This is a genomic window from Acinetobacter sp. ME22 (assembly GCF_022012315.1).
GTDB lineage: Bacteria > Pseudomonadota > Gammaproteobacteria > Pseudomonadales > Moraxellaceae > Acinetobacter > Acinetobacter brisouii_A.
On sequence record NZ_JAKLTL010000003.1, the window covers coordinates 137,610 to 159,777 of the forward strand.

Here is a 22,168-nt window from a genome sequence, read left to right on the forward strand (position 1 = left end):
ATTTCGAGGGACTAAAATGCAACGTTATCCAATGACGCCTGAGGGCAAAGCAGCTTTAGAGAAAGAATTACAGCAATTAAAAACTGTTGAGCGTCCACGTATTATTCAAGCCATTGCTGAAGCACGTGAACATGGTGACTTAAAAGAGAATGCTGAATATCATGCTGCTCGTGAACAGCAAGGTTTCTGTGAAGGTCGTATTCAGGATATCGAAGGCAAACTTGGTGCATGCCAAGTGATTGATGTCAATGATCTTGAACAGAATGGTCGCGTTGTATTTGGGGTAACAGTAACCATTGAAAACCTTGATACTGAAGAACGCAAAACCTATAAAATTGTAGGTGATGACGAAGCAGATTTTAAAATCAACAAAATTTCGGTCAATTCACCCATTGCACGTGGTCTTTTAGGTAAGAATGAAGGCGATGAAGTCAAAATCGTCACGCCACAAGGTGAAGTTGAATACGAAATCGTAAATGTAGAATATCTATAAAAAATTAAGGAAGTACAATGTACTTCCTTTTTTTAGCTCGCTGCTTCAACTTCAGCATACACTTCATGTGCCGCCTCAAATGTATTCACATGTAATGGGACTAGATCAACCAAAGGCTGATATCCTCCTGCCAAGACAAACATCAAAGGAAGGTTATTTTTTTTTGCTAAAGAAAAAACCAAATGATCTCTCTGTTTAAGCAATTCAGTGGTAAACCAAGCCGAACCAAAGCGATCATGTTGATGGCAATCCATCCCCGCCTGATAAATAATCAGATCTGCTCCCCAAGCAATCGCATTGTTAAAACCTTGCTGAATCGCTTTGGCATACTGCTCAAATGAACCTTCTTGTTTATCAATATGATGGGTTAAGCTACGTTCGTGATAAGCACAACCAAAAGGAATGGCAAAAATACTATAATTAAATAAATTATGTAGTCTTAAAGTAAACTCTGCCGTACCATTTCCACCATGCTGATCACAATCAAGTATAAAGATTTTCTTATGCGGAAAGTGCTGCGCCACCAAGGCTAAGCCATTAAAGGTACAATACGCCAAGCCACGTTCATAAACGGCATGATGAAAACCTTGTGCAATATTGGCAGAAATTCCATATTGAAATGCCAGTTCAGCTGCCTTTAGTTGTCCACCTTGTACACTCAGTACCGCGTCACGCAATTGTTCATTCCACTGTTTAAAGCCTTGAGCACTGGCAAGCGGTTTTTCCCCTTGCACAAAAGCATCAACATAATGTGGATCATGCAATTTTTTTAATAACTGAACATCAATCAGCTCTGGCTCCACCAGTTCAATATAACTTTTCTGTGCAAGCACCTCTGCCACCGCAGCTAGTTTTTCCATGCTGTTGGTGTGAGTATGTGCATAATAACGTGGCGAATAACACACATGGATCACATTGGATTTCATCTAAATTTGCTCGTTTGCAATATCAACCAATTGGGATAGCTTGGTGGTTTCTGGACTAAATAAATGATTATCAACCTGTTGTTTAAAATGGGTCGTAAAAGCTCTTGGACGGTTTTCAGGGCTAATCGCCAAAGTAGTGATACGTAAGAACCAAAATGTAACTGCTTCAACAGGAATGATATAACCCCGAACTTGTTTATTTGGGCGTTTATCTGCGATCTGTTCCAAATCATAATTGAGTGAAAATAAACTCCCCGCAGGTAAACGCACACCATTAATGAGCACAGGAACAAGACTGATACAGGAATGATTATCGCCCATATTCATTTTTTCAAGCAAAATCGGGCGCTGCTGATGATCCACAAAAATATTAATTGAGCCTTGCCTTAAAATACGATGATGTGCAATCTGCAAGAAAAAATCTTCAGCCATAGGACAAGAGCCGACCTTCGGCTTAGCTTGGGAATTCACCAATTCAACATATTGATCAGTCAAGTTCTCAATCGGTAAAATGATATCTGCAATCAACTGACAAATCAGATGACTTTCTTCTAATTTTGCTTGCTCACTGATATGGCGTAAATCGTGCTGGAACTTAACTTCCTGCCGTAATTGATCAATGATTGGGTCACTAGTATTTTGATGTTCTTTTAAAAAATGGATGACTTGAGATGAAATATCCAAATTTCGCCAATCTTCTAACGCTAAACCATACTGTTTCAGCATCGGGAATTTGCTTTTAAGCTGATTGATTTTGTAATCATCAAAAATACGATGATCTTTGTTGTCTTCAGTATTTCGGGGCTGATTAATAAACTCAGCCAGTAATCGGGTTGATTGGGTATAACCACAACCACGACGTTCAGTTTGGTGACTATAATGCTCGTTCAGCATTTCCGTGAGTGTATTTGATAATGGAAGTAAATGTTGCTGAAATAAAGCAACAACTTCATGATTTAGTTCAGCCATAGTTATCATTATTCTCCTTTCTTTATTCTGTTTTACCATAGCTGTTTCAAGCTTGAAAGTCTTTCAATGATTAGTTTTCACACTTAAATTTGCCATTGATATTGGCTTAATTTAACGCGACCTGCAATCACCATAATCCCTTCTTGTTGCAACTTGAGTGCCTGAATATTATTACCTTTTGCATCGAGTTGGCTGAGGCTAATTTTCCCTTGTGCATTGATCACCCGATGCCAAGGAATCTGACTTCCTGACTCTAAGTTCTGTAAAACCTTACCCACCAAACGTGCATGGCGAGGCAGACCTGCCATCTTGGCAACTTGCCCATAAGTTGCAACTTTTCCATCTGGAATTTGTGCAACGACTTCTAAAATTTGGCAATAAAGTTCTATTTGCATTTGAAATATAGCAGTCTGATCATAGGAAAAATACTAGAATAAGCGGCATCGACTTGGTATTGCCAGCCCTTTAGTACAGGATTTCTAACATGAAAACAACACACACTGTAGATGTTTGTATTATTGGTGGTGGGCAGGCAGCTTTGGCTTGTGCCTATTTTTTAAGACGTACAAATCTCTCTTATGTCATTCTTGATCGAGAACAGCATGCAGGTGGTGCGTGGCAACATGCATGGGATTCTTTACAGTTATTTTCACCTGCCAGTTGGAGCTCAATTTCAGGTTGGTTAATGCCGCCCACTCAACATGCTTATCCAACTAAAGCTGAAGTCATCAATTACTTAAGCAACTATGAAATACGCTATCAACTGCCTATTTTGCGCCCGATTGATGTTAAAACTGTCACGCCCCTAGACAATGATTTATTGGTGCAAAGTGCAGAACAAAATTGGCAAGCTAAAGCTGTGATTAGTGCTACAGGCACATGGAGTCATCCCTATATCCCCTATTATTCAGGTTTTGAAAATTTCAAAGGTATGAGTTTACACTCTGCACACTATCAAAATCCTGAGGCATTACAGGGACAGCGTGTGTTAATTGTGGGCGGTGGTAATTCAGCTGCACAGCTTGTTGCTGAAATTTCTCAGGTGGCTACAACGATATGGGTTACACAGACTCCACCACAGTTTTTAGCCGATGATGTCGATGGACGAGTGCTATTTCTGAGAGCAACGGAACGTCTAAAGGCACAACAGGAAGGGCGTAGTATTGAACAGCCACTTGGTGGCTTTGGCGATATTGTCATGGTTGATTCTGTCAAAGATGCTCGAACCCGAGGCGTTTTAGTCAGCCATCCTGCGTTTTCTCACTTTACAGAACACCATGTGGTTTGGGAAAATGGCGAAATGCAAGAGATTGATCGCGTGATCTGGTGTACAGGTTTTCGCCCTGCGCTATCTCACTTAAAAGCATTAAATATTATTGAAGAAAATCAGCGTGTTCTTACTCAAGAATCACGTTCAATCAAACAGCCAAATTTATGGCTTGTGGGTTATGGCGACTGGACGGGCACTGCATCAGGCACATTAATTGGGGTAAACCGCACTGCACGTCATGCTGTTGCTGAAATTAAAGCTTATCTTGATCAAAGAGATGATTTTTCATCTCCTTGATCTCGTTAAAACTTAGAAATTATGTGGATTTTCTAACTGATTGCGTTCAGTCATTTTACTTGGATCATGTAAAGCAGCCACACCATCCTCTGTTTTTACATCGGTAATTTGCTCTGGATTATAGACCGTAATGGTTTCATTCCCATTAGCATCCTCCCCCACAATATACTTAATCCCTTTACGATTCATTTTATGGCACATCCGCTGATACCAACCTTTAAAACCTTCTGTTTCCTCATGCGGGTTGTAGTAGAAAGCATTCATCACCGCAGGCAATCCCAAACCACAGACTACACCTGACAATAAAACCGCAATAAACGTATAGCCAATTAAAATACTACTGTATTGATTTAAAGCAGGATGGTTGGCAACAGCCAAGATCAAAGCAAGTGACAGTCCACCTCGCACACCGCCCCAGCTTAAAATAGCAAGACTACCGTTATAACTCTTTCTTCTAAAACTTGGGAAACAGGCAAAAGAGAGAAAATTCGCTGCAAATCTTGAAATATGTAGCACAATAAATGCCACAATTCCGCCAAAAATCATACTGGCATTCAAATCTAAAATGAATAATTCCAAACCAATCAAGGTAAACAGAAAGGAGTTAATAATTCCTTCAACAGTATGCCAAAAGTGGTTAATTTCGCGGGTTGCAGTATCTGATAAAATCTCTTGCCAACGGTTCCCCACAATCAAACCACCAATCACGCAAGCAATTGGAGCAGACGCATGAGCAAACAATGCCACCAAGTATGAACCACATGCCAATAATGCTGTGGTTAAAATCAAAGATTCTGGCTCATGCTTCCCGCGAAGTAAACGCAGAATACCTTGCCCAAATGCCCAACCAATCAGTACCGCCACCATAATTTCATAGAATAAGGTTTCCAGTGTCCCAATCAGGGTAAAGTTTTTACCTTGAATGACATTCAGTAACGTCATGAATACGGCAATACACATGGCATCATTAAACAGCGATTCGCCTTCAAGCTTAACGATTAAATGATGTGGCGCACGAACTGAACTCAGCACACCTTTAATTCCAATCGGGTCAGTTGCACCTAATGCTGAACCTAAAAGCAATAAAATCGCAATCGGTACAGCGTGCCCAATTAACAACTGAAACCCAAAGAGCATTCCCCCAAAAAAGACAGCACACAGCACCAGTGAAATACTTGCCAAAATACTGATAGGTTTCCAATGGTTACGCAAATCAGAAATTTTAAATTTAAGGGCTGACGAGGTTAAAATAAAGCAAATCACACCATTAATTAAAAAGTCATAAAAATCAATATGACGAACCGCATTTTGAATACTCTGAATATTAATACTGACAAAAGCATTTCCACTCAGCAGGCTAGCGCCCCACTGAAGAATAAAGACAAAAATTGCCGAAACAATAGGCACACCAATGGCTTGTGGAAAACCTAAAACACGCTTATTGAAAATTGTAGTGGCAATAGAGAGGGCAAAAATAACCGTAAAAACCTGTAAAATAAAATAACTACCCATAAGCACCCTACATCATTAAACTCATCTTGTTTTACATAAATAGACTCTGCGACGAAAAAAAAGCCGTCTGAATCATTTTACAGATTTTTAGGCTTTACTGGGGAAAAATGTAACAAATTATTTACATAAAATGAAAATTCTTACGGTGTTTTGAGTCATTCACGAAATAAACATTTCATAAAGCTCAAACAAGCTTCATCAATCAAAAGTCTCATCAGCGATGATGTTGCTTTAAGAAATTCCAAATCGTTTGTGTTGTATCAAACTCATTGGCTTGCTCTGCTTCTAACCATGTATGCCCTGTCAATTTTAGTATATTTACCTGTAAGTCGGCTTGACATACAGTGTATTGCCATATGCTTAAAGTGTTAGAAGTTGATATCAAGTTTTTGTTTTGACAATGATTTGTTTTTTTCCAAATATTCAGAGTTTGATTTAAAGACAAAAATGGCTGGGCTTGCGTACGAGCAACAAATCTCATCTGACTCATGCCACCATCTATCGGTACTACTTGATCTTGCACGCCATGAATCACCAATAAAGGCATAGCAGCCTGAGGCTGTGGCTGCCCTGCAAACATCGCCGCAGAAACAACGGCAGCAGCAGCAAATGGCGTTCGATTTTGCGCAATCAATTGATAGGTCAGCATTCCCCCATTTGAAAACCCAACAATATAAATATGATAGGGATCAATAGAATAATTCTGTTGTGTACTTTTTAGTACCTGCCGAATAAAAGCAGCATCTGCATTTTGTTGCTGCTGACCTTGTCCACAGCATCCTACTGCATTCCATGTGTTTTTTTCAGCATTAGGCGCAACAATAATTAATCCCTCACGCTGTGCTACGCTTTGCCAACGCTTGAGCATTCGTAAACCATTACCACCACCACCATGTAAAACCAGTACTAAAGGTGCTTGTTTCTGTTGATGTGCATCAAAGACAAAGTATTGCCGATCTACCCCTTGTATCTGTAAATGCCGTTCAACTGGCTGTTGTGCCATGATCTCAGATGAACCCAAAAAACCAAAACAGATGAACAGCAAAGTAAGCCAACGCATAAGGGATTACCTCTTATAAGGTATGTTGAAATGTGTCACAGGCTGATAAATCCTGTGCATGTAAGCCCTGCTGAAACCATTTAATCCGTTGCTGACTTGTTCCATGCGTGAAACTGTCAGGAACAATTTGTCCTTGGCTACGCTTTTGTAAATAGTCATCCCCAATTTTTTCAGCAGCATCAATCGCTTCTTCAACATCGCCTTGTTGCAAGAAGTGTGTTCGCTGATTGTTATATTTTGCCCAGATACCCGCAAAACAGTCCGCTTGTAACTCCTGTTTAACTGAAAGCTGATTTGACTGTTTTTGGCTCATTTGCTGACGCTGTGCATAGACTTTTTCAGAAATCCCCAACAGGTTTTGAACATGATGCCCAACCTCATGTGCAATCACATAAGCCATCGCAAAATCTCCTGCTTGATCCTGCCGCGAGAGCTGGGTACTGTTTTTCTCACCAGAAATCCCCAACTGTTGACGCATTTCCACAAAGAAATCTGTATCTAGATAAATGCTCCGATCTGAAGGGCAATAAAAAGGCCCCATCGCAGATTGCCCAGTCCCACAAGCTGTTGGTGTAGACTGACGATAAAGCATCAATTTAGCAGGGGTATATTGTAGACCTTGCTGCTTGAAAATGATTTTCCATGTATCTTCTGTATCCGCAAGAACGGTGGATACAAATTGTTTTGCTTCTTGTTGCTCGGCTGTTGGATTTTGGATGGCTTGAGAAGATGCAGACTGCTGCTGTGTGGTCAGTTGCTTGGTGACCTGATACGCCTGCTGCGGATCTGCACCAAAGAATTTCCATGCCACAAATGCAACTACTAAGCCTAGTATACTGATACCACCCGTTTTTACTGCACCGCCACCACGGCGGTCTTCTACATTGTCACTTTCTCGACGTCCTTTCCATTCCATAGCAACACCTTATTTTTAATTTGCACGACGAAAAATTTTGCTCAATACCATGACCGCTACCAAGACAATTGCACCTGCTAAAATACCTAGACCTAAATTGAGCAGCATTGGGGTAACACTCCCTATAATTTGTCCAACTGTTGGAATTTCCTCAACTTGATGAGTAGCATGTTCAGTTAAATGATGGGCAAAAGGAACCGCATGACTGATAATGCCACCACCCACCAAAAACATGGCAATGGTGCCCACTACTGAAAGTGTTTTCATCAATTGTGGTGCAAAAGCCAAGAGAATATTCCCAAAGCGAGTTTTCCATGCCTGACCTTGTTGTGTTAAATACAGTCCTATGTCATCAATTTTGACAATAAAAGCCACTAAGCCATAAACACCAATTGTCATAGTTAACGCAATTGCACTCATGACAATCACTTTATTCAGCAAAGTTGTGGCTGCAACTGTGCCTAAGGTAATCACCACAATTTCAGCAGAGAGAATAAAATCAGTACGTATTGCGCCTTTAATCTTATCTTTTTCATAAGCCACCATATCTCGTGGAAGCTCAGGAATTTCACTGACATCGGTATGTTTTTTGGTCTGTAACGTATGTAAAACTTTTTCTACGCCTTCATAACATAGAAATAATCCGCCAATCACCAGTAATGGGTTAATTAACCACGCCGCGAAGACACTAATCAGCAGTGCAACAGGCACTAAAATACATTTATTGAGCAAAGAGCCCTTGGCCACCGCCCAAACAACGGGTAGCTCACGCTCTGCTTTTACCCCTACAACTTGTTGTGCATTCAGTGCAAGATCATCCCCTAAAACGCCCGCTGTTTTTTGTGCTGCGGTCTTACTCATTAAGGCAACATCATCTAATAAAGTTGCAATATCATCTAATAAGAGTAATAGGCTACCTGCCATATCAAGTTCCAATCAATATTTTCTAGCATTGTAAAGTGTTTTTATGGCACAAATCTAACAATCTTCAAGAATTGCCTGACTTTGGCATAAGACATCACTTCGCTTATGCCTTACAATAACTGCATTTTTGAAAAACGATCAAAGCACAGCGTTTAGGATATCCCATGACAACAGCAGATCAACGCCCAATTATTTTGACAGGTGACCGCCCAACTGGACAGCTCCATTTAGGTCACTTTGTTGGTTCACTTCGTTCACGTGTTGGTTTACAAGACACGCATCATCAACACATTTTATTAGCCGATGCACAAGCATTGACGGACAATGCCGATAACTTTGAAAAAGTTCGTCGCAATGTCATTGAAGTTGCGACAGATTATCTAGCAGTCGGTATCGACCCGACTAAAACAACGATTTGTGTTCAGTCTCATTTATCTGCTTTAAATGAACTGACCATGCTGTATTTGAACTTTGTGACTGTGGCACGTTTAGAACGTAACCCAACCATCAAATCTGAAATTCAAATGCGTGGTTTTGAGCGTGATATTCCAGCAGGTTTCTTATGCTACCCAGTGGCTCAAGCTGCGGACATTACTGCATTTAAAGCGACAGTTGTCCCTGTGGGTGAAGATCAAATTCCAATGATCGAGCAGACTAATGAGATTGTTCGTCGTGTAAACCGCCAGATTGGCCGTGATTTGCTTCCAGAATGCAAAGCTTTACTCTCAAGTGTTGGTCGTTTACCGGGCTTCGATGGTAAAGCCAAAATGTCAAAATCTTTGGGTAACACCATTGTGTTAAATGCGACAGACAAAGACATTAAAAAAGCAGTCAATGCCATGTACACAGACCCAAATCATCTTCGGATTGAAGATCCAGGTCAAGTCGAAGGCAATGTCGTATTTACTTATTTAGATGCATTTGATCCAAATAAAGAAGAGCTAGAAGACTTGAAAGCACACTATCGTCGTGGTGGTTTGGGTGATGGTACGGTGAAAAAACGTCTTGAAGGTATTCTAAAAGATTTAATCGCTCCAATTCGTGAACGCCGTAACGAGTTATCTAAAGATCCTGACTATATTATGGATGTTTTGAAAGCAGGTACTCAAAAGTGTCAAGTGATTACCCAAAGCACTTTAGATGAAGTCAAAGATGGGCTTGGAATGTTCCGTTTCTAAGCATTATTCTTGCTACAAATAACCAAAAGTGACCATTTTGGGTCACGATACTGAAATCTTGCAACAAAAAGTGTCATTTTTTTACGTTATTTAACACTTAATTGAGCTTAAAGCCTATTATTTTAGTCTGCTTTTTACTATACTGGCTCTATAGCGTTTAGTTGTTACAACTAAATGACATTTCTCCATTTTACGGAACTGTATGCAGTTTTTCGTTGTTCTACGCAGTGGTCACCCCAACCATTGCGTATTTTTTTGCCTAAAAATCCTCAAAAAAAAATCAAGTTCCCACGCTCATGAAAACTTGATTTTTAAACTTTAGAGAAATGACAACTTAAACCAATTTTCTCTGTTTTAATACTTCCAACATGGTCGCGCCAATTTCTGCAGGACTACGTGTATAAGCCATACCTGCGCGCTCAAATGCCATAAATTTCTCTTCCGCAGTCCCTTTACCACCAGAAATAATCGCACCTGCATGCCCCATACGTTTACCTTTTGGTGCTGTTACTCCTGCAATATAACCAACAACAGGTTTAGTCACATTGGACTGGATATATTCAGCAGCTTCTTCCTCAGCCGTTCCACCAATTTCACCAATCATAATAATCGCATCGGTATCTGGATCATCTTGGAAAAGTTTTAAGGCATCAATTTGATTCATACCTGGAATCGGATCTCCTCCAATTCCAATACAAGTCGACTGCCCAAGTCCTAATTTTGTGGTTTGAGACACTGCTTCATAAGTCAAAGTACCTGAGCGTGAGATAATGCCAATCCGCCCAGCTTGATGAATATGACCTGGCATAATCCCAATTTTACATTGGTCAGGGGTAATAATACCTGGACAGTTTGGCCCAATCAGACGGGTATTCTGACCACAGGTTTCCAAATAGCGCTTGGCCTTTAACATATCTAGAGTTGGAACACCTTCCGTAATGACCACGACCAACTCAATTCCTGCATCAATCGCTTCAACAATCGAATCCAAAACATAAGGTGCAGGGACATAAATCACAGAGGCATCTGCCTGTGTTTCACGTACCGCATCTAGCATAGTATTAAATACAGGTAAATCAATATGTGTTTGCCCACCCTTGCCCGGCGTTACACCACCTACCACTTTCGTTCCATAATCTAGTGCTTGCACAGAATGGAATGTGCCATTTTTCCCTGTAAAACCCTGTACTAAAACTTTTGTATCCTTATTGATTAATACGCTCATGCTGACAATCCCTTATTCATTTTCGTTTTGTTGTAATGCTGCAACGACTTTTTGTGCTGCATCAGCCAAGCCATTTGCAGAAATAAGTGTCAATCCAGATTCATCCAGAATTTTTGCACCTAACTCAGCATTATTACCTTCCAAGCGAACCACAACAGGGATTTGTACCGCCACTTCCTGTACAGCTGCAATAATGGCTTCTGCGATCATGTCACAACGTACAATTCCACCAAAAATATTGATTAGAACTGCTTCAACAGAATGATCTGCTAAAATAATTTTAAACGCTTCAATCACACGTTCTTTGGTTGCACCACCACCCACATCGAGGAAATTCGCGGGTTTTCCCCCATAAAGCTGAATAATATCCATGGTCGCCATAGCTAAACCTGCACCATTGACCATACAACCAATATTCCCTTCGAGGGCAACATAGTTAAGATCATGTTCAGAAGCTTTGAGTTCACGCTCATTTTCTTGCGTTTTGTCACGTAAATTTGCAACTTCAGGAATACGATAAAGCGCATTAGAATCAATGCCAATCTTGGCATCAACACATAAAATCTCACCATTTTCACGAATGGACAATGGGTTAATTTCAAACAATGCAAAATCATTTTCAGTAAATGCGCGATAAGCACCCTGCATCAATTTTGTGAAACTCGAAATTTGCTCTTCTGTAAGTTGTAATGCATACCCCACTTGGCGTGCTTGAAATGGTAACAAACCGACTAGAGGGTCAATACTAATTTTAATGATCTTTTCAGGTGTTTCTTCTGCAACTTTTTCAATTTCAACACCGCCTTCGGTCGATGCCATAAACGTCACGCGACGTGATGAACGATCAACAACTGCCCCTAAATACAATTCACGCTGTACAGGATAAACATCCTCGCACACCAAAACACTATTTACAGGTTGACCCAAGGCATCCGTTTGATAGGTCACTAGCCTCGTGCCTAAAATCTCACCCGCATATTCAGCAGCTTCATCTTTGGATTTTACAACTTTTACACCACCCGCCTTACCACGCCCACCTGCATGGACTTGAGCTTTCATGACTGCAAATTTACCAGCCAATTTTTTATAAGCAGCGATGGCTTCATCGGGAGTTGTAGCGAGAATACCTTCTTGAACGGGTAAACCATAACGCTTGAGTAGAGCTTTTGCCTGATATTCGTGTAAATTCATTCTCGTACCTTTATACTTATTACATCCACTTATTTTAAGAGCGAGCTACGACAGCATCATGCTGAAGTCTAATTGTAGTTGTATTAGAAATTTGCTTGAAACTCAACTCATTACTACAAATTAAACATAATTCTCAAAAATATTACAAAATTTGGTATTTTTTATATAAATAAAAACACAGTTTCTTAAGCATTAATATTTATTTATCAATATCTTAAAATAAAAAGAGCGACCAAAATGATCGCTCTTTTTCAATTAAATTATTTAACTAATCTAATTATTTACGCTTACGCTGAATCGCATGAATTGCACGACCATCAACAGCAAGTGCAGCTTCATGTACAACTTCAGAGAATGTTGGGTGACCAAAAGTCATCAACTGTAGATCTTCAACAGAAGATACAAACTCAAGTGCGATCATACCTTGATGCACGATATCAGACGCAGCAGGTCCAATCACGTGCATACCCAATAAGCGGTCAGTTTTTGCATCAGCAACAAACTTCACAAAACCTGCATTTTCACCCGCAGCCATTGCACGACCATTTGCCGCGAAACCAAATTGACCCGTTTTAACTTCATGGCCTTTTTCTTTCGCTTGCTCTTCTGTTAAACCTACCCATGCCGCTTCAGGGTGTGTATAGATGACAGAAATGATAGTGTCATAGTTCACTTGTGCAGCATGACCATGAATACGTTCAACAGCCATGACGCCTTCTTCCATTGCTTTATGTGCAAGCATTGGACCACGTACCAAGTCACCAATTGCATATACACCTTCCACAGAAGTTGCACACCAATCGTTCACTTCAACCAAACCACGTTCAGTGAGTTTAATGCCAGAGTCTTCAGCTAATAAACCTTCTGCATAAGCACGACGACCAACACAAACGATTAATTTATCGAAAGTTTGAGTCTTATCTTCGCCACCTTGCGTGTATTTAACTGTAACTTCACGGCCATTTACTTCAGTGCCAGCGACTTTAGCGCCAACACGAATATCAAGACCTTGTTTAGTTAATACTTTTTGGTATTCTTTAGCCAATGCTTTATCAGCCATTGGTAAGAATGCATCCATTGCTTCAAATACAACAACTTCAGCACCTAGACGACGCCATACTGAACCAAGTTCTAAACCAATTACGCCAGCACCAATAACACCTAAACGCTTAGGAACTTCTTGGAATTCTAAAGCGCCCGTTGAATCAACAATAATGTCTTGATCAACAGGAGCTACAGGAATATTTACAGGCACAGAACCAGATGCAAGGATCACATATTTTGGCTCTAAAACTTGAGTTTCACCTTCATGAGAAACAAACTCAACTTTTTTACCCGCAAGTAATTTACCCGTACCTTTTAACCATTCGATACCGTTACCTTTAAGAAGACCATCGACACCCATTGTTAATTGGTTGACGATTTTATCTTTACGATCCAGCATTTTAGCCAAGTCAAACTGCACTTCACCTGTTGTAATACCATGATCATCTAAATGATGAACTGTATCTTCATAGCGGTGAGATGAGTCAAGCAATGCTTTAGAAGGAATACAACCCACGTTTAAGCAAGTACCACCCAAAGATGGCTTGCCTTTGTGAATACGTTTCTCTATACACGCAACTTTAAAACCCAGCTGAGCAGCACGAATTGCCGCTTCATAACCACCTGGGCCACCACCGATTACAACAAGATCAAATTGTTGAGACATGTTTATCTCCAAATACAGACTTAGAGGATCACTCTAAGCCTGTTATTTTTATTCTATCAATTAAAGGTCAAGGATTAATTTAGCTGGTTCTTCTAACAATTCTTTGATTGTTACCAAGAAACCTACAGCTTCTTTACCATCGATCATACGGTGGTCATAAGAAAGCGCTAAATACATCATTGGCAAGATTTCAACTTGACCATTCACCGCCATTGGACGTTCTTGGATTTTGTGCATACCCAAGATACCTGTTTGCGGTTGGTTCAAAATTGGCGTTGAAAGCAATGAACCGAATGTACCACCGTTAGTAATGGTGAATGTACCGCCAGTCATGTCTTCGATGCCCAATTTGCCATCACGTGCTTTATACGCATAATCACGGATGCCATTTTCAACTTCTGCATAGCTCATACGGTCTGTATCACGAAGTACAGGAACCACTAGACCACGATCAGAAGATACAGCAACACCGATGTCATAGTAACCGTGATAAACGATGTCGTCGCCATCAATTGATGCATTCACTGCTGGGTAGCGTTTTAATGCTTCAGTTGCAGCTTTAACAAAGAAAGACATGAAGCCTAAACGTGCACCGTGACGTTTTTCAAAGATGTCTTTGTATTGCTTACGCATTTCCATAACAGGTTTCATGTTCACTTCGTTAAACGTCGTCAACATTGCAGTTTGTTGAGTTGCTGAAAGCAAACGTTCCGCTACACGTTTACGTAAACGAGTCATTGGAACGCGTTTTTCAATACGTTCACCAACAGCAACGCTTAATGGCGTTACGTTAGCAGCAGCTGGTTTAGTTTGATGATTCACAACATCTTCTTTGGTGATGCGACCACCACGACCTGTACCTGCCACATCAGATGCTGCAATACCCGTTTCGTTTAATGCCTTACGCACAGCAGGAGCTTGGTCTTGAACAGTTTGAGTACGCTCAACCACAGGTGCAGCGCCTGCTTGTGTATTTGCAGCCGCTTGTTCTACTTGTTCTTCGCTTTGAACAGCTTCAGTCGCAGCAGCACCAGAAACAGCACCCGCTTCGAATTGAGCAATCACTTCACTAGAAAGAATAGTTTCGCCTTCACCTTTCACAATTGCAACTAAGCTACCATCAGCAGGTGCAACAACTTCCAATACAACTTTATCAGTTTCAATATCACAGATCACTTCATCACGTGATACTGCTTCGCCCACTTTTTTATGCCAAGTTGCAATTGTTCCGTCTGCTACAGACTCTGGGAATACCGGAGCTTTAATTTCGGTTGCCATTATATTAGTCTCTCCTGATGATTAAGCTTCAATCGCAAGCGCGTCTTGAATTAATTTAGCTTGTTGTTTTGCATGCAAATATGGTGAACCACATGCTGGGGCTGCAGAAGCGTCACGACCTGCGAAGCTAATGCGTACTTGTTTGCCGACATTTGACACAGTGTCATATAAGAATGGGGCAATAAAGTGCCATGCACCTTGGTTTTTCGGCTCTTCCTGACACCAAACAACGTCTTTTGCGTTTGGATATGCATTCAGAACTTCAGCAATACGTTGTTCTGGATATGGATACAATTGTTCTACACGTACAATTGCAACATTTTGCAATTCAGCTTCACGACGTTTTTCAAGCAAGTCGTAATACACCTTACCACCACAGAACACGATGCGATTTACATCTGCTTTGTTGATTTGATCAACTTCATCAATCACAGTTTGGAATTGACCATGTGCCAATTCTTCTAGATTAGATACTGCAAGTTTATGACGAAGCAATGATTTTGGTGACATTACGATCAATGGTTTACGAATTGGGCGTACAGCCTGACGACGTAATGCGTGATAAATCTGTGCAGGTGTAGTTGGTGTGATCACTTGCATATTGTCTTCAGCACAAAGCTGCAAATAACGTTCTAAACGTGCAGATGAGTGCTCAGGACCTTGACCTTCAAAACCGTGTGGTAACAACATGGTTAAACCACAAACACGTTCCCATTTGGTTTCGCCAGATGCGATGAACTGGTCAATCACCACCTGCGCACAGTTTGCGAAGTCACCAAACTGAGCTTCCCAAACGATCAAACTATTTGGCAATGTGGTTGCATAACCATATTCAAATGCCAAAACAGCTTCTTCAGAAAGCAATGAATCCCAAAGTGCAAAACGCGGTTGGTTTTCTTTAATATTACATAGCGGAATATAAACTGCGCCATCTTTTTGACTATGTAGTTTAGCGTGACGGTGTGAGAATGTACCACGACCCACGTCTTCACCACTGATACGAACCAAGAAACCTTCATCTACCAAAGTGGCATAAGCAAGAGTTTCAGCCGCGCCCCAGTTTAGAGGAACTTCACCAGTTTGCATTTTCAAACGTTCGTCAATCACTTTAGAGACTTGACGTTGCATTTCAAAACCTTCTGGAAGTTCACGCATTTTGGTACCTAACGCTTTTAAGCGGTCGATATCAAATGAAGTATCCCAGTTGTCTGTGTAGTCATGACCCAAGTATGGTGTCCAATCCACAAACATTTTTGTATTTGGCTCAAGTACTAGTGCGTTCGCAACATGGTTACCCGCTTCTAAATCAGCACGGTAGTCTTCAACCATTTTGTCCGCTTCAGCGCGATCCAAGATTTTTTGTTGAACCAATTGATCAGCATAAAGCGTACGAGTGGTCGCTTTCTTGTTAATCACTTGATACATCATTGGTTGAGTTGCAGATGGCTCATCCGCTTCGTTGTGACCACGACGACGGTAACAGAACAAGTCAATCACAACATCCTTACGGAATGTATGACGGAAATCATGCGCAAGTTGTGCAACAAATACAACAGCTTCAGGGTCATCACCATTTACATGGAAAATTGGTGCCTGAACCATTTTTGCGATGTCAGTACAGTATTCGGTAGAACGTGCATCACGTGGATCTGAAGTTGTGAAGCCCACTTGGTTGTTCACTACAATGTGAACTGTACCACCAACGGTATAACCGCGGGTTTGTGACATTTGGAATGTTTCCATGTTCACGCCTTGACCTGCAAATGCAGCATCACCGTGAACGATCACTGGTAACACATCGTCACCACCAATGTCTTTACGACGGACTTGGCGTGCACGAACAGAACCTTCAACGACAGGCCCAACGATTTCTAAATGTGATGGGTTAAATGCCAATGCCAAGTGAACTTCGCCACCTGGAGTCATTACATTTGATGAGAAACCTTGGTGATATTTAACGTCACCAGAACCTTTTTTGTTGAGGGCTTTACCTTCAAACTCACCAAAAAGGTCGGCTGGGTTTTTACCCATAATATTTACAAGCAAGTTCAAGCGACCGCGGTGTGGCATACCAATCACCACTTCTTTACAGCTTACTGTACCCGCACGTTGAATCAGCTCATTGACCATTGGAATAAAGGTTTCACCACCTTCCAAACCAAAACGCTTTGCACCAACGTATTTGTTACCTAGAAATTTCTCTAAACCTTCAGCAGCAGTCAAACGTTCTAAGAAATGTTTCTTTTGTTCTGCTGTAAAGTTAAATTGACCACGCGCACCTTCAAGGCGTTGTTGAATCCAGCGTTTTTCTACTGTATCGACGATGTGCATGTATTCTGCACCAATCGACTCACAGTAAATAGATTGCATGGTTTCAACCATTTCACCAAGGGTCGCTTCATCTTTACCAATCGCCAGATTACCTGTATTAAATACAGTGTCTAAATCAGATTTGGTCAACCCATGTGCATTTAATTCTAAATCTGGAACGTCTTCACGCTTTGCTAAACCTAATGGGTCCAACTTCGCTTTTTGGTGTCCACGGTTGCGGTAAGCAGCAATAAGTTGCAAAACACCAATTTGGCGTTTTTCATGCTCAGTACTTACAGTGCTTTGAACAACAGGCTGTACACGGTTTGAATTACGACCCAGTAATAAAAATTGTTCACGCACAGTTCCGTGTGGTTGGTCGCCTTTTGGGAATTTATCGAAATATTGACGCCAGTCTTCGCTGACAGAGGATGGAGAAGTTAGGTACTGCTCGTATAGTTCTTCGATATACGCTGCACTATCAGCGGAAAGTTCAGTATCAAGACGCAATGCGTCAGCAACTTCTTGCATTTGTGGACCCATTTCCTATTGCAAAAATATTACAGATTACTCAGTGAAGTAATCCATGATCGATAATGTCAGATTGGTAAAATGACATCATGCCCAATGACTTTCATCATCGGGAACATTCGCGCTTATAAAGTAGACATAACCTACTTTACAGGCACAATGAATGATAACGCCCATACCTGGCATTATCACTCACTTATACCCGACCAAAAGCCGAGCAATTTTTTGCAAATCGTCTTAGATAAAGATAAATTCACGATTTAGCTTTTCTAAAACGTTTTTAGGCGCCTTTTAAACTCATGCTATTTTCTCACATTATGAAAATAATAGCTCTTTTTTTTCACTATTTTTTTCAATATAGTGACTTGCTAAATGCTAACATGTTCTCCGAAATGATTTAATTTTTTTCCCACATACCCCTCATAACTGATCAAAATATATAAATACAAAACAGGTATATATGTTGATCGATCTATCAGAAATATGCAATTTCAAGTCCAATAAGCTTAACACTCCAACTACAAATAAAAAAAAGCGCACATTGAATAATGTGCGCTTTTTTTGCATAAAATTAGCCCGCTTGGTCTAACAACATGCTACGAATGTGACCAATTGCCTTAGTTGGGTTTAAACCTTTAGGACAAACTGACACACAGTTCATAATACCTTTACAACGGAACAGACTAAATGGATCATCTAAACGCGCTAAACGATCCTGAGTTGCTGTATCACGTGAGTCAATAATGAAACGGTATGCATTCAATAATGCTGAAGGACCCAAGAATTTATCAGGGTTCCACCAGAATGATGGGCATGAAGTTGAACAACATGCACACAAGATACACTCATACAGCCCGTTCAAATGTTCACGCTCTTCTGGAGACTGTAAACGTTCTTTAGGCGGAGCTGGTTGGCTGTTGATCAAGAATGGGTGAATTTTGTTGTATTGATCATAGAACTGATTCATATCAACAACCAAATCTTTGATCACAGGCAAACCCGGTAATGGACGAATCACGATTTTTTCTGGTAAATCGTTCAAATTCCACAAACAAGCCAAACCATTTTTACCGTTGATGTTCACACCATCTGAACCACAAATCCCTTCACGGCAAGAACGACGGAAAGTCAATGTTTCATCTTGCACTTTCAACGCAAGCAAAGCATCAAGCAACATACGGTGCTTATCAGTCAATTCAAGCTTAAAAGTTTGCATGTACGGTGCTTTATCCTTATCAGGATCATAGCGGTAGATTTCGAATGTACGAGTACCTCTACTCATCTTTATACTCCCGATTAGAATGTACGTGGTTTAGGTTCAATCGCTTCGACAGTCAACGGCTTATAGCGTACTGGTTTGTACTCTAAACGGTTATCTGAAGAATACCAAAGGGTATGTTTCATCCACTCATCATCACGGCGACCATATGGATAGTCTTCATGATCTGGCGGTAACTCATAATCCACAACGGTATGCGCACCACGACACTCTTTACGTGCAGCTGCAGAAATTAATGTGGCTTTCGCAACTTCATACAGATTTTCAACCTCAAGTGCTTCAACACGAGCAGTGTTAAATACTTTAGATTTATCTTTCAGATGAATATTGCGCACGCGTGGTTCAATCGCAAGAATTTGTCTTACACCTTCATCAAGCAAAGCCTGAGTACGGAATACACCTGCATGATCTTGCACGATATCACGAATTGCATCAGCAACATCTTGTGCATTTTCGCCTTGAGTTGACTCATCTAAATGACGAACACGTGCTAATGTTTTTTCTAAAACATTGGTTGGTAACGGCGCATAATCATCACCATGATGCTTGGTCACATAATCAATAATATGCTCACCAGCAGCTTTACCAAATACAACCAAATCAAGTAGCGAGTTTGTACCTAAACGGTTTGCACCATGTACAGACACACAAGAACACTCACCAATAGCATAGAAACCTTTTACAGGTTGTGTGTAATCACGTGTTCCTGTATGAGAATATTCTTTCGTCTCTTTATTATAGTGAGTTGTAAATTCACCTTCTTCAACACCTGTTGGAATCACAACCTGACCATGAATATTGGTTGGAATCCCACCCATTTGATAATGGATTGTTGGCACAACAGGAATTGGCTCTTTAGTGATATCTACGTTCGCGAACTTCTTACCGATCTCAAATACAGATGGTAAGCGCTTCATGATCGTATCTGCACCCAAGTGAGTCATATCTAGCAAGATATAATCTCCTTTAGGACCACAACCACGACCTTCTTTAATTTCTTGGTCCATAGAACGAGAAACGAAGTCACGAGGCGCAAGGTCTTTTAATGTCGGTGCATAGCGTTCCATGAACGGTTCGCCATCCTTGTTACGAAGAATCGCACCTTCACCACGACAACCCTCAGTGAGCAAGACACCAGCACCAGCTACACCTGTTGGGTGGAATTGCCAGAACTCCATATCTTGCAATGGGATACCCGCACGAGCAGCCATACCCAAGCCATCACCTGTATTGATATAGGCATTGGTTGATGCACGGTAAGCACGACCTGCTCCACCTGTTGCCAACAATGTGACTTTTGCATGGAATACTGCAATGTTTCCTGTTTCTTGGTCATACGCTGTTACACCAAGAACATCACCTTCTTCATTGCGAATCAAATCAAGTGCGATCCACTCAACAAAGAATTGTGTACCCATTTTCACGTTGCTTTGATAAAGCGTATGCAAAAGTGCGTGACCTGTACGGTCAGCTGCTGCACATGCACGAGGTACTGCTTTTTCACCATAATTTGCAGAGTGACCACCAAACGGACGTTGGTAAATCGTACCATCATTATTACGGTCAAATGGCATACCTAGATGCTCAAGCTCATACACCACTTTTGGTGCTTCACGAGTCATGAACTCACACGCATCTTGGTCACTTAACCAGTCGCCACCTTTAACAGTGTCATAAAAATGGTAGTGCCAGTTATCTTCTTGCATATTTCCAAGAGATGCACCAATACCACCTTGAGCAGCAACTGTATGAGAACGAGTCGGGAATACTTTGGTTAAAACCGCTACCTTCAATCCAGCTTGTGCGAGCTGATAAGAAGCTCGCATACCTGAACCACCACCGCCAACAATAACGGCATCAAAGGTAAGATTTTGAATATTTGAATAATCTTCTTTAGGGGTTATAGCGCCCATGATTTTTTCCTATCAATTCGCCCAGAAAATCTGGATACCCCAGATTGCATATACAAACACAGCAATAATTACTGCACTCGTTAATACTAGGCGCAAACCTTTAGCAGATGGACCCATCTGACGAGTAGTCACATAGTCTGTAAAGACTTGCCACATACCAATCCAAGCGTGCACAACCAATGATAAAATTGAAAGCAATGAAAGAATCTTCATTGGCAAAGTCATCATAAAGCCAGACCATTGTTCATAGCTAAAGCCGCTGTGGAATAAAATCCAACCCAAAATCACGACTGTATAAACAGCTAGAATAACCGCGCTAACACGTTGGAGATACCAATCGCGAGAACCTGAACCCGTTAAACCTGTAGCACTTTTCATTAGAATACAATCCACACAAAGGCTGCGATAATTGCTACCACAGATAGAACCAATGAAATTGTAGCTGCCACTCGACCACTTTGTAGTTCTTCATTAAAACCAAGGTCTGCGAGTAGATGTTTAATACCATTAATAAAATGGAAAATTAAACCTGCTACAAAAACCCAAACAATGAATCGTACTAAGAAATTCCCAAATATTTGTTCTTTTACATAAGTAAAGCCTTCAGGTGAAGACAATGACTTATCTAATATCCATAAAAGTACTGGAACCAACAAAAATACGATGACACCTGATAAACGGTGCAAGATTGATGCAATAGCCACGGGAGAGCGTAAGTTAACCGCTAACACCTGCCCCATGGACAAATTGACAGGTCTGTTGCTTTTCACAGCGGGCATCCTGTAAGTAGAAACTCCAGCTGGAGTTTGTTTGATTAATTCGAAGGAAAGCTGGCATCGTTAGGCGAGCAAATGCCTAAACTTTTAAACGACACTGGATTATAGAACGCAAACTAACAAAATTCAAACAACCTAAATGCATGCATTTTCAATATTTTTCATAAATAAGAATCATTTACATATATTTTTAACTCGAAAATTCACTATTTTTCATAACATTTTTGCGCTATGTTATTATTTTTATAAATTAATTTAATCATTTATTTTAAATTTCATCGTCATCGTGCAAGTTTACCCTTACAACCAAAGACCAATATTATGAAAAATAATAAGGAACATTTATTTAACAAAATACACAACCAACTTTTTGCATACCTTTTCGCCAAATATCACAAAATCCCCTTTC

19 protein-coding genes are annotated in these 22,168 nt (G+C 40.7%); 3 read left to right on the forward strand and 16 right to left on the reverse strand.

All coding sequences use genetic code 11. The features are described from left to right. The first annotated feature begins 16 nt into the window (after nucleotides 1–16). A complete protein-coding gene (gene greA / locus LVY74_RS05645) occupies nucleotides 17–493 on the forward strand; it encodes a transcription elongation factor GreA (RefSeq protein WP_151708740.1) in 477 nt (158 codons plus the stop codon). Nucleotides 494–525: 32 nt separating this feature from the next. Here the strand turns inward: greA and LVY74_RS05650 are convergent, their stop codons facing one another. The 3 genes from LVY74_RS05650 to LVY74_RS05660 form a co-directional block, all read right to left on the reverse strand. Further along, nucleotides 526–1,407 carry a histone deacetylase gene (locus LVY74_RS05650; RefSeq protein WP_237814480.1) on the reverse strand — a complete coding sequence of 294 codons (882 nt, stop codon included), beginning with the start codon at nucleotides 1,405–1,407 and terminating at the stop codon, nucleotides 526–528. 12 nt (nucleotides 1,408–1,419) lie between these two features. Next, nucleotides 1,420–2,388: a hypothetical protein gene (locus LVY74_RS05655; RefSeq protein WP_237814208.1), complete on the reverse strand. Its 969-nt coding sequence runs from the start codon at nucleotides 2,386–2,388 to the stop codon at nucleotides 1,420–1,422. 83 nt (nucleotides 2,389–2,471) lie between these two features. Further along, nucleotides 2,472–2,783: an MGMT family protein gene (locus tag LVY74_RS05660; RefSeq protein ID WP_237814209.1), complete on the reverse strand. Its 312-nt coding sequence runs from the start codon at nucleotides 2,781–2,783 to the stop codon at nucleotides 2,472–2,474. A gap of 89 nt (nucleotides 2,784–2,872) precedes the next feature. Between LVY74_RS05660 and LVY74_RS05665 the strand changes: the two genes are divergently transcribed. Continuing rightward, complete coding sequence (locus tag LVY74_RS05665; protein ID WP_237814210.1) at nucleotides 2,873–3,955, forward strand: ArsO family NAD(P)H-dependent flavin-containing monooxygenase; 1,083 nt, start codon at nucleotides 2,873–2,875, stop codon at nucleotides 3,953–3,955. Between the two features lie 12 nt (nucleotides 3,956–3,967). On the opposite strand, the gene LVY74_RS05670 is transcribed toward LVY74_RS05665, so the two are convergent. The 4 genes from LVY74_RS05670 to LVY74_RS05685 all read right to left on the reverse strand — a co-directional run bounded on the left by LVY74_RS05670 (nucleotide 3,968) and on the right by LVY74_RS05685 (nucleotide 8,367). Continuing rightward, entirely contained in the window at nucleotides 3,968–5,467 is a 1,500-nt protein-coding gene (locus LVY74_RS05670; RefSeq protein WP_237814211.1) for a cation:proton antiporter, read from the reverse strand. Between the two features lie 214 nt (nucleotides 5,468–5,681). Continuing rightward, a complete protein-coding gene (locus tag LVY74_RS05675; protein WP_237814212.1) occupies nucleotides 5,682–6,527 on the reverse strand; it encodes an alpha/beta hydrolase family esterase in 846 nt (281 codons plus the stop codon). Between the two features lie 13 nt (nucleotides 6,528–6,540). Beyond that, nucleotides 6,541–7,443, reverse strand: coding sequence for a KPN_02809 family neutral zinc metallopeptidase (gene ypfJ, locus LVY74_RS05680; protein ID WP_237814213.1), 903 nt, complete (start codon nucleotides 7,441–7,443; stop codon nucleotides 6,541–6,543). A gap of 15 nt (nucleotides 7,444–7,458) precedes the next feature. Beyond that, nucleotides 7,459–8,367, reverse strand: coding sequence for a DUF808 domain-containing protein (locus tag LVY74_RS05685; RefSeq protein ID WP_237814214.1), 909 nt, complete (start codon nucleotides 8,365–8,367; stop codon nucleotides 7,459–7,461). Between the two features lie 164 nt (nucleotides 8,368–8,531). Here LVY74_RS05685 and trpS point away from each other — a divergent pair, with 164 nt between their 5' ends. Beyond that, nucleotides 8,532–9,545, forward strand: coding sequence for a tryptophan--tRNA ligase (trpS, locus tag LVY74_RS05690; RefSeq protein ID WP_237814215.1), 1,014 nt, complete (start codon nucleotides 8,532–8,534; stop codon nucleotides 9,543–9,545). Between the two features lie 334 nt (nucleotides 9,546–9,879). Here the strand turns inward: trpS and sucD are convergent, their stop codons facing one another. From sucD to sdhC, 9 genes are all read right to left on the reverse strand, one after another. Next, nucleotides 9,880–10,770: a succinate--CoA ligase subunit alpha gene (gene sucD / locus LVY74_RS05695; RefSeq protein WP_237814216.1), complete on the reverse strand. Its 891-nt coding sequence runs from the start codon at nucleotides 10,768–10,770 to the stop codon at nucleotides 9,880–9,882. Between the two features lie 12 nt (nucleotides 10,771–10,782). Then, a complete protein-coding gene (gene sucC, locus LVY74_RS05700) occupies nucleotides 10,783–11,961 on the reverse strand; it encodes an ADP-forming succinate--CoA ligase subunit beta (RefSeq protein WP_237814217.1) in 1,179 nt (392 codons plus the stop codon). Nucleotides 11,962–12,238: 277 nt separating this feature from the next. Further along, nucleotides 12,239–13,672 carry a dihydrolipoyl dehydrogenase gene (lpdA, locus tag LVY74_RS05705; RefSeq protein ID WP_237814218.1) on the reverse strand — a complete coding sequence of 478 codons (1,434 nt, stop codon included), beginning with the start codon at nucleotides 13,670–13,672 and terminating at the stop codon, nucleotides 12,239–12,241. 60 nt (nucleotides 13,673–13,732) lie between these two features. After that, nucleotides 13,733–14,950, reverse strand: a complete 1,218-nt coding sequence (gene odhB / locus LVY74_RS05710; protein ID WP_237814219.1) for a 2-oxoglutarate dehydrogenase complex dihydrolipoyllysine-residue succinyltransferase — start codon at nucleotides 14,948–14,950, stop codon at nucleotides 13,733–13,735. A gap of 21 nt (nucleotides 14,951–14,971) precedes the next feature. Beyond that, nucleotides 14,972–17,791: a 2-oxoglutarate dehydrogenase E1 component gene (locus tag LVY74_RS05715; RefSeq protein WP_237814220.1), complete on the reverse strand. Its 2,820-nt coding sequence runs from the start codon at nucleotides 17,789–17,791 to the stop codon at nucleotides 14,972–14,974. Nucleotides 17,792–18,362: 571 nt separating this feature from the next. Then, complete coding sequence (locus tag LVY74_RS05720; RefSeq protein ID WP_151708727.1) at nucleotides 18,363–19,073, reverse strand: succinate dehydrogenase iron-sulfur subunit; 711 nt, start codon at nucleotides 19,071–19,073, stop codon at nucleotides 18,363–18,365. 14 nt (nucleotides 19,074–19,087) lie between these two features. Beyond that, entirely contained in the window at nucleotides 19,088–20,983 is a 1,896-nt protein-coding gene (locus LVY74_RS05725) for an FAD-binding protein (RefSeq protein WP_237814221.1), read from the reverse strand. Nucleotides 20,984–20,995: 12 nt separating this feature from the next. Next, nucleotides 20,996–21,361: a succinate dehydrogenase, hydrophobic membrane anchor protein gene (sdhD, locus tag LVY74_RS05730; RefSeq protein WP_151708725.1), complete on the reverse strand. Its 366-nt coding sequence runs from the start codon at nucleotides 21,359–21,361 to the stop codon at nucleotides 20,996–20,998. After that, on the reverse strand, nucleotides 21,361–21,762 hold the full coding sequence (sdhC, locus tag LVY74_RS05735; RefSeq protein WP_151708724.1) for a succinate dehydrogenase, cytochrome b556 subunit: 402 nt from the start codon (nucleotides 21,760–21,762) through the stop codon (nucleotides 21,361–21,363). The genes sdhD and sdhC overlap by 1 nt, the downstream gene beginning before the upstream one ends. Nucleotides 21,763–22,168: the final 406 nt, after the last annotated feature.

Excerpts from the sequence above, each read along its gene's own strand:
- odhB (WP_237814219.1), bottom strand. The coding sequence starts at position 14,950 with ATGGCAACCGAAATTAAAGCTCCGGTATTCCCAGAGTCTGTAGCAGAC.
- greA (WP_151708740.1), top strand. The coding sequence starts at position 17 with ATGCAACGTTATCCAATGACGCCTGAGGGCAAAGCAGCTTTAGAGAAA.
- ypfJ (WP_237814213.1), bottom strand. The coding sequence starts at position 7,443 with ATGGAATGGAAAGGACGTCGAGAAAGTGACAATGTAGAAGACCGCCGT.
- trpS (WP_237814215.1), top strand. The coding sequence starts at position 8,532 with ATGACAACAGCAGATCAACGCCCAATTATTTTGACAGGTGACCGCCCA.
- LVY74_RS05675 (WP_237814212.1), bottom strand. The coding sequence starts at position 6,527 with ATGCGTTGGCTTACTTTGCTGTTCATCTGTTTTGGTTTTTTGGGTTCA.
- lpdA (WP_237814218.1), bottom strand. The coding sequence starts at position 13,672 with ATGTCTCAACAATTTGATCTTGTTGTAATCGGTGGTGGCCCAGGTGGT.
- LVY74_RS05715 (WP_237814220.1), bottom strand. The coding sequence starts at position 17,791 with ATGCAAGAAGTTGCTGACGCATTGCGTCTTGATACTGAACTTTCCGCT.
- sucD (WP_237814216.1), bottom strand. The coding sequence starts at position 10,770 with ATGAGCGTATTAATCAATAAGGATACAAAAGTTTTAGTACAGGGTTTT.
- LVY74_RS05655 (WP_237814208.1), bottom strand. The coding sequence starts at position 2,388 with ATGGCTGAACTAAATCATGAAGTTGTTGCTTTATTTCAGCAACATTTA.
- LVY74_RS05665 (WP_237814210.1), top strand. The coding sequence starts at position 2,873 with ATGAAAACAACACACACTGTAGATGTTTGTATTATTGGTGGTGGGCAG.
- sdhD (WP_151708725.1), bottom strand. The coding sequence starts at position 21,361 with ATGAAAAGTGCTACAGGTTTAACGGGTTCAGGTTCTCGCGATTGGTAT.
- LVY74_RS05725 (WP_237814221.1), bottom strand. The coding sequence starts at position 20,983 with ATGGGCGCTATAACCCCTAAAGAAGATTATTCAAATATTCAAAATCTT.
- LVY74_RS05720 (WP_151708727.1), bottom strand. The coding sequence starts at position 19,073 with ATGAGTAGAGGTACTCGTACATTCGAAATCTACCGCTATGATCCTGAT.
- LVY74_RS05660 (WP_237814209.1), bottom strand. The coding sequence starts at position 2,783 with ATGCAAATAGAACTTTATTGCCAAATTTTAGAAGTCGTTGCACAAATT.
- LVY74_RS05670 (WP_237814211.1), bottom strand. The coding sequence starts at position 5,467 with ATGGGTAGTTATTTTATTTTACAGGTTTTTACGGTTATTTTTGCCCTC.
- sucC (WP_237814217.1), bottom strand. The coding sequence starts at position 11,961 with ATGAATTTACACGAATATCAGGCAAAAGCTCTACTCAAGCGTTATGGT.
- sdhC (WP_151708724.1), bottom strand. The coding sequence starts at position 21,762 with ATGCCCGCTGTGAAAAGCAACAGACCTGTCAATTTGTCCATGGGGCAG.
- LVY74_RS05685 (WP_237814214.1), bottom strand. The coding sequence starts at position 8,367 with ATGGCAGGTAGCCTATTACTCTTATTAGATGATATTGCAACTTTATTA.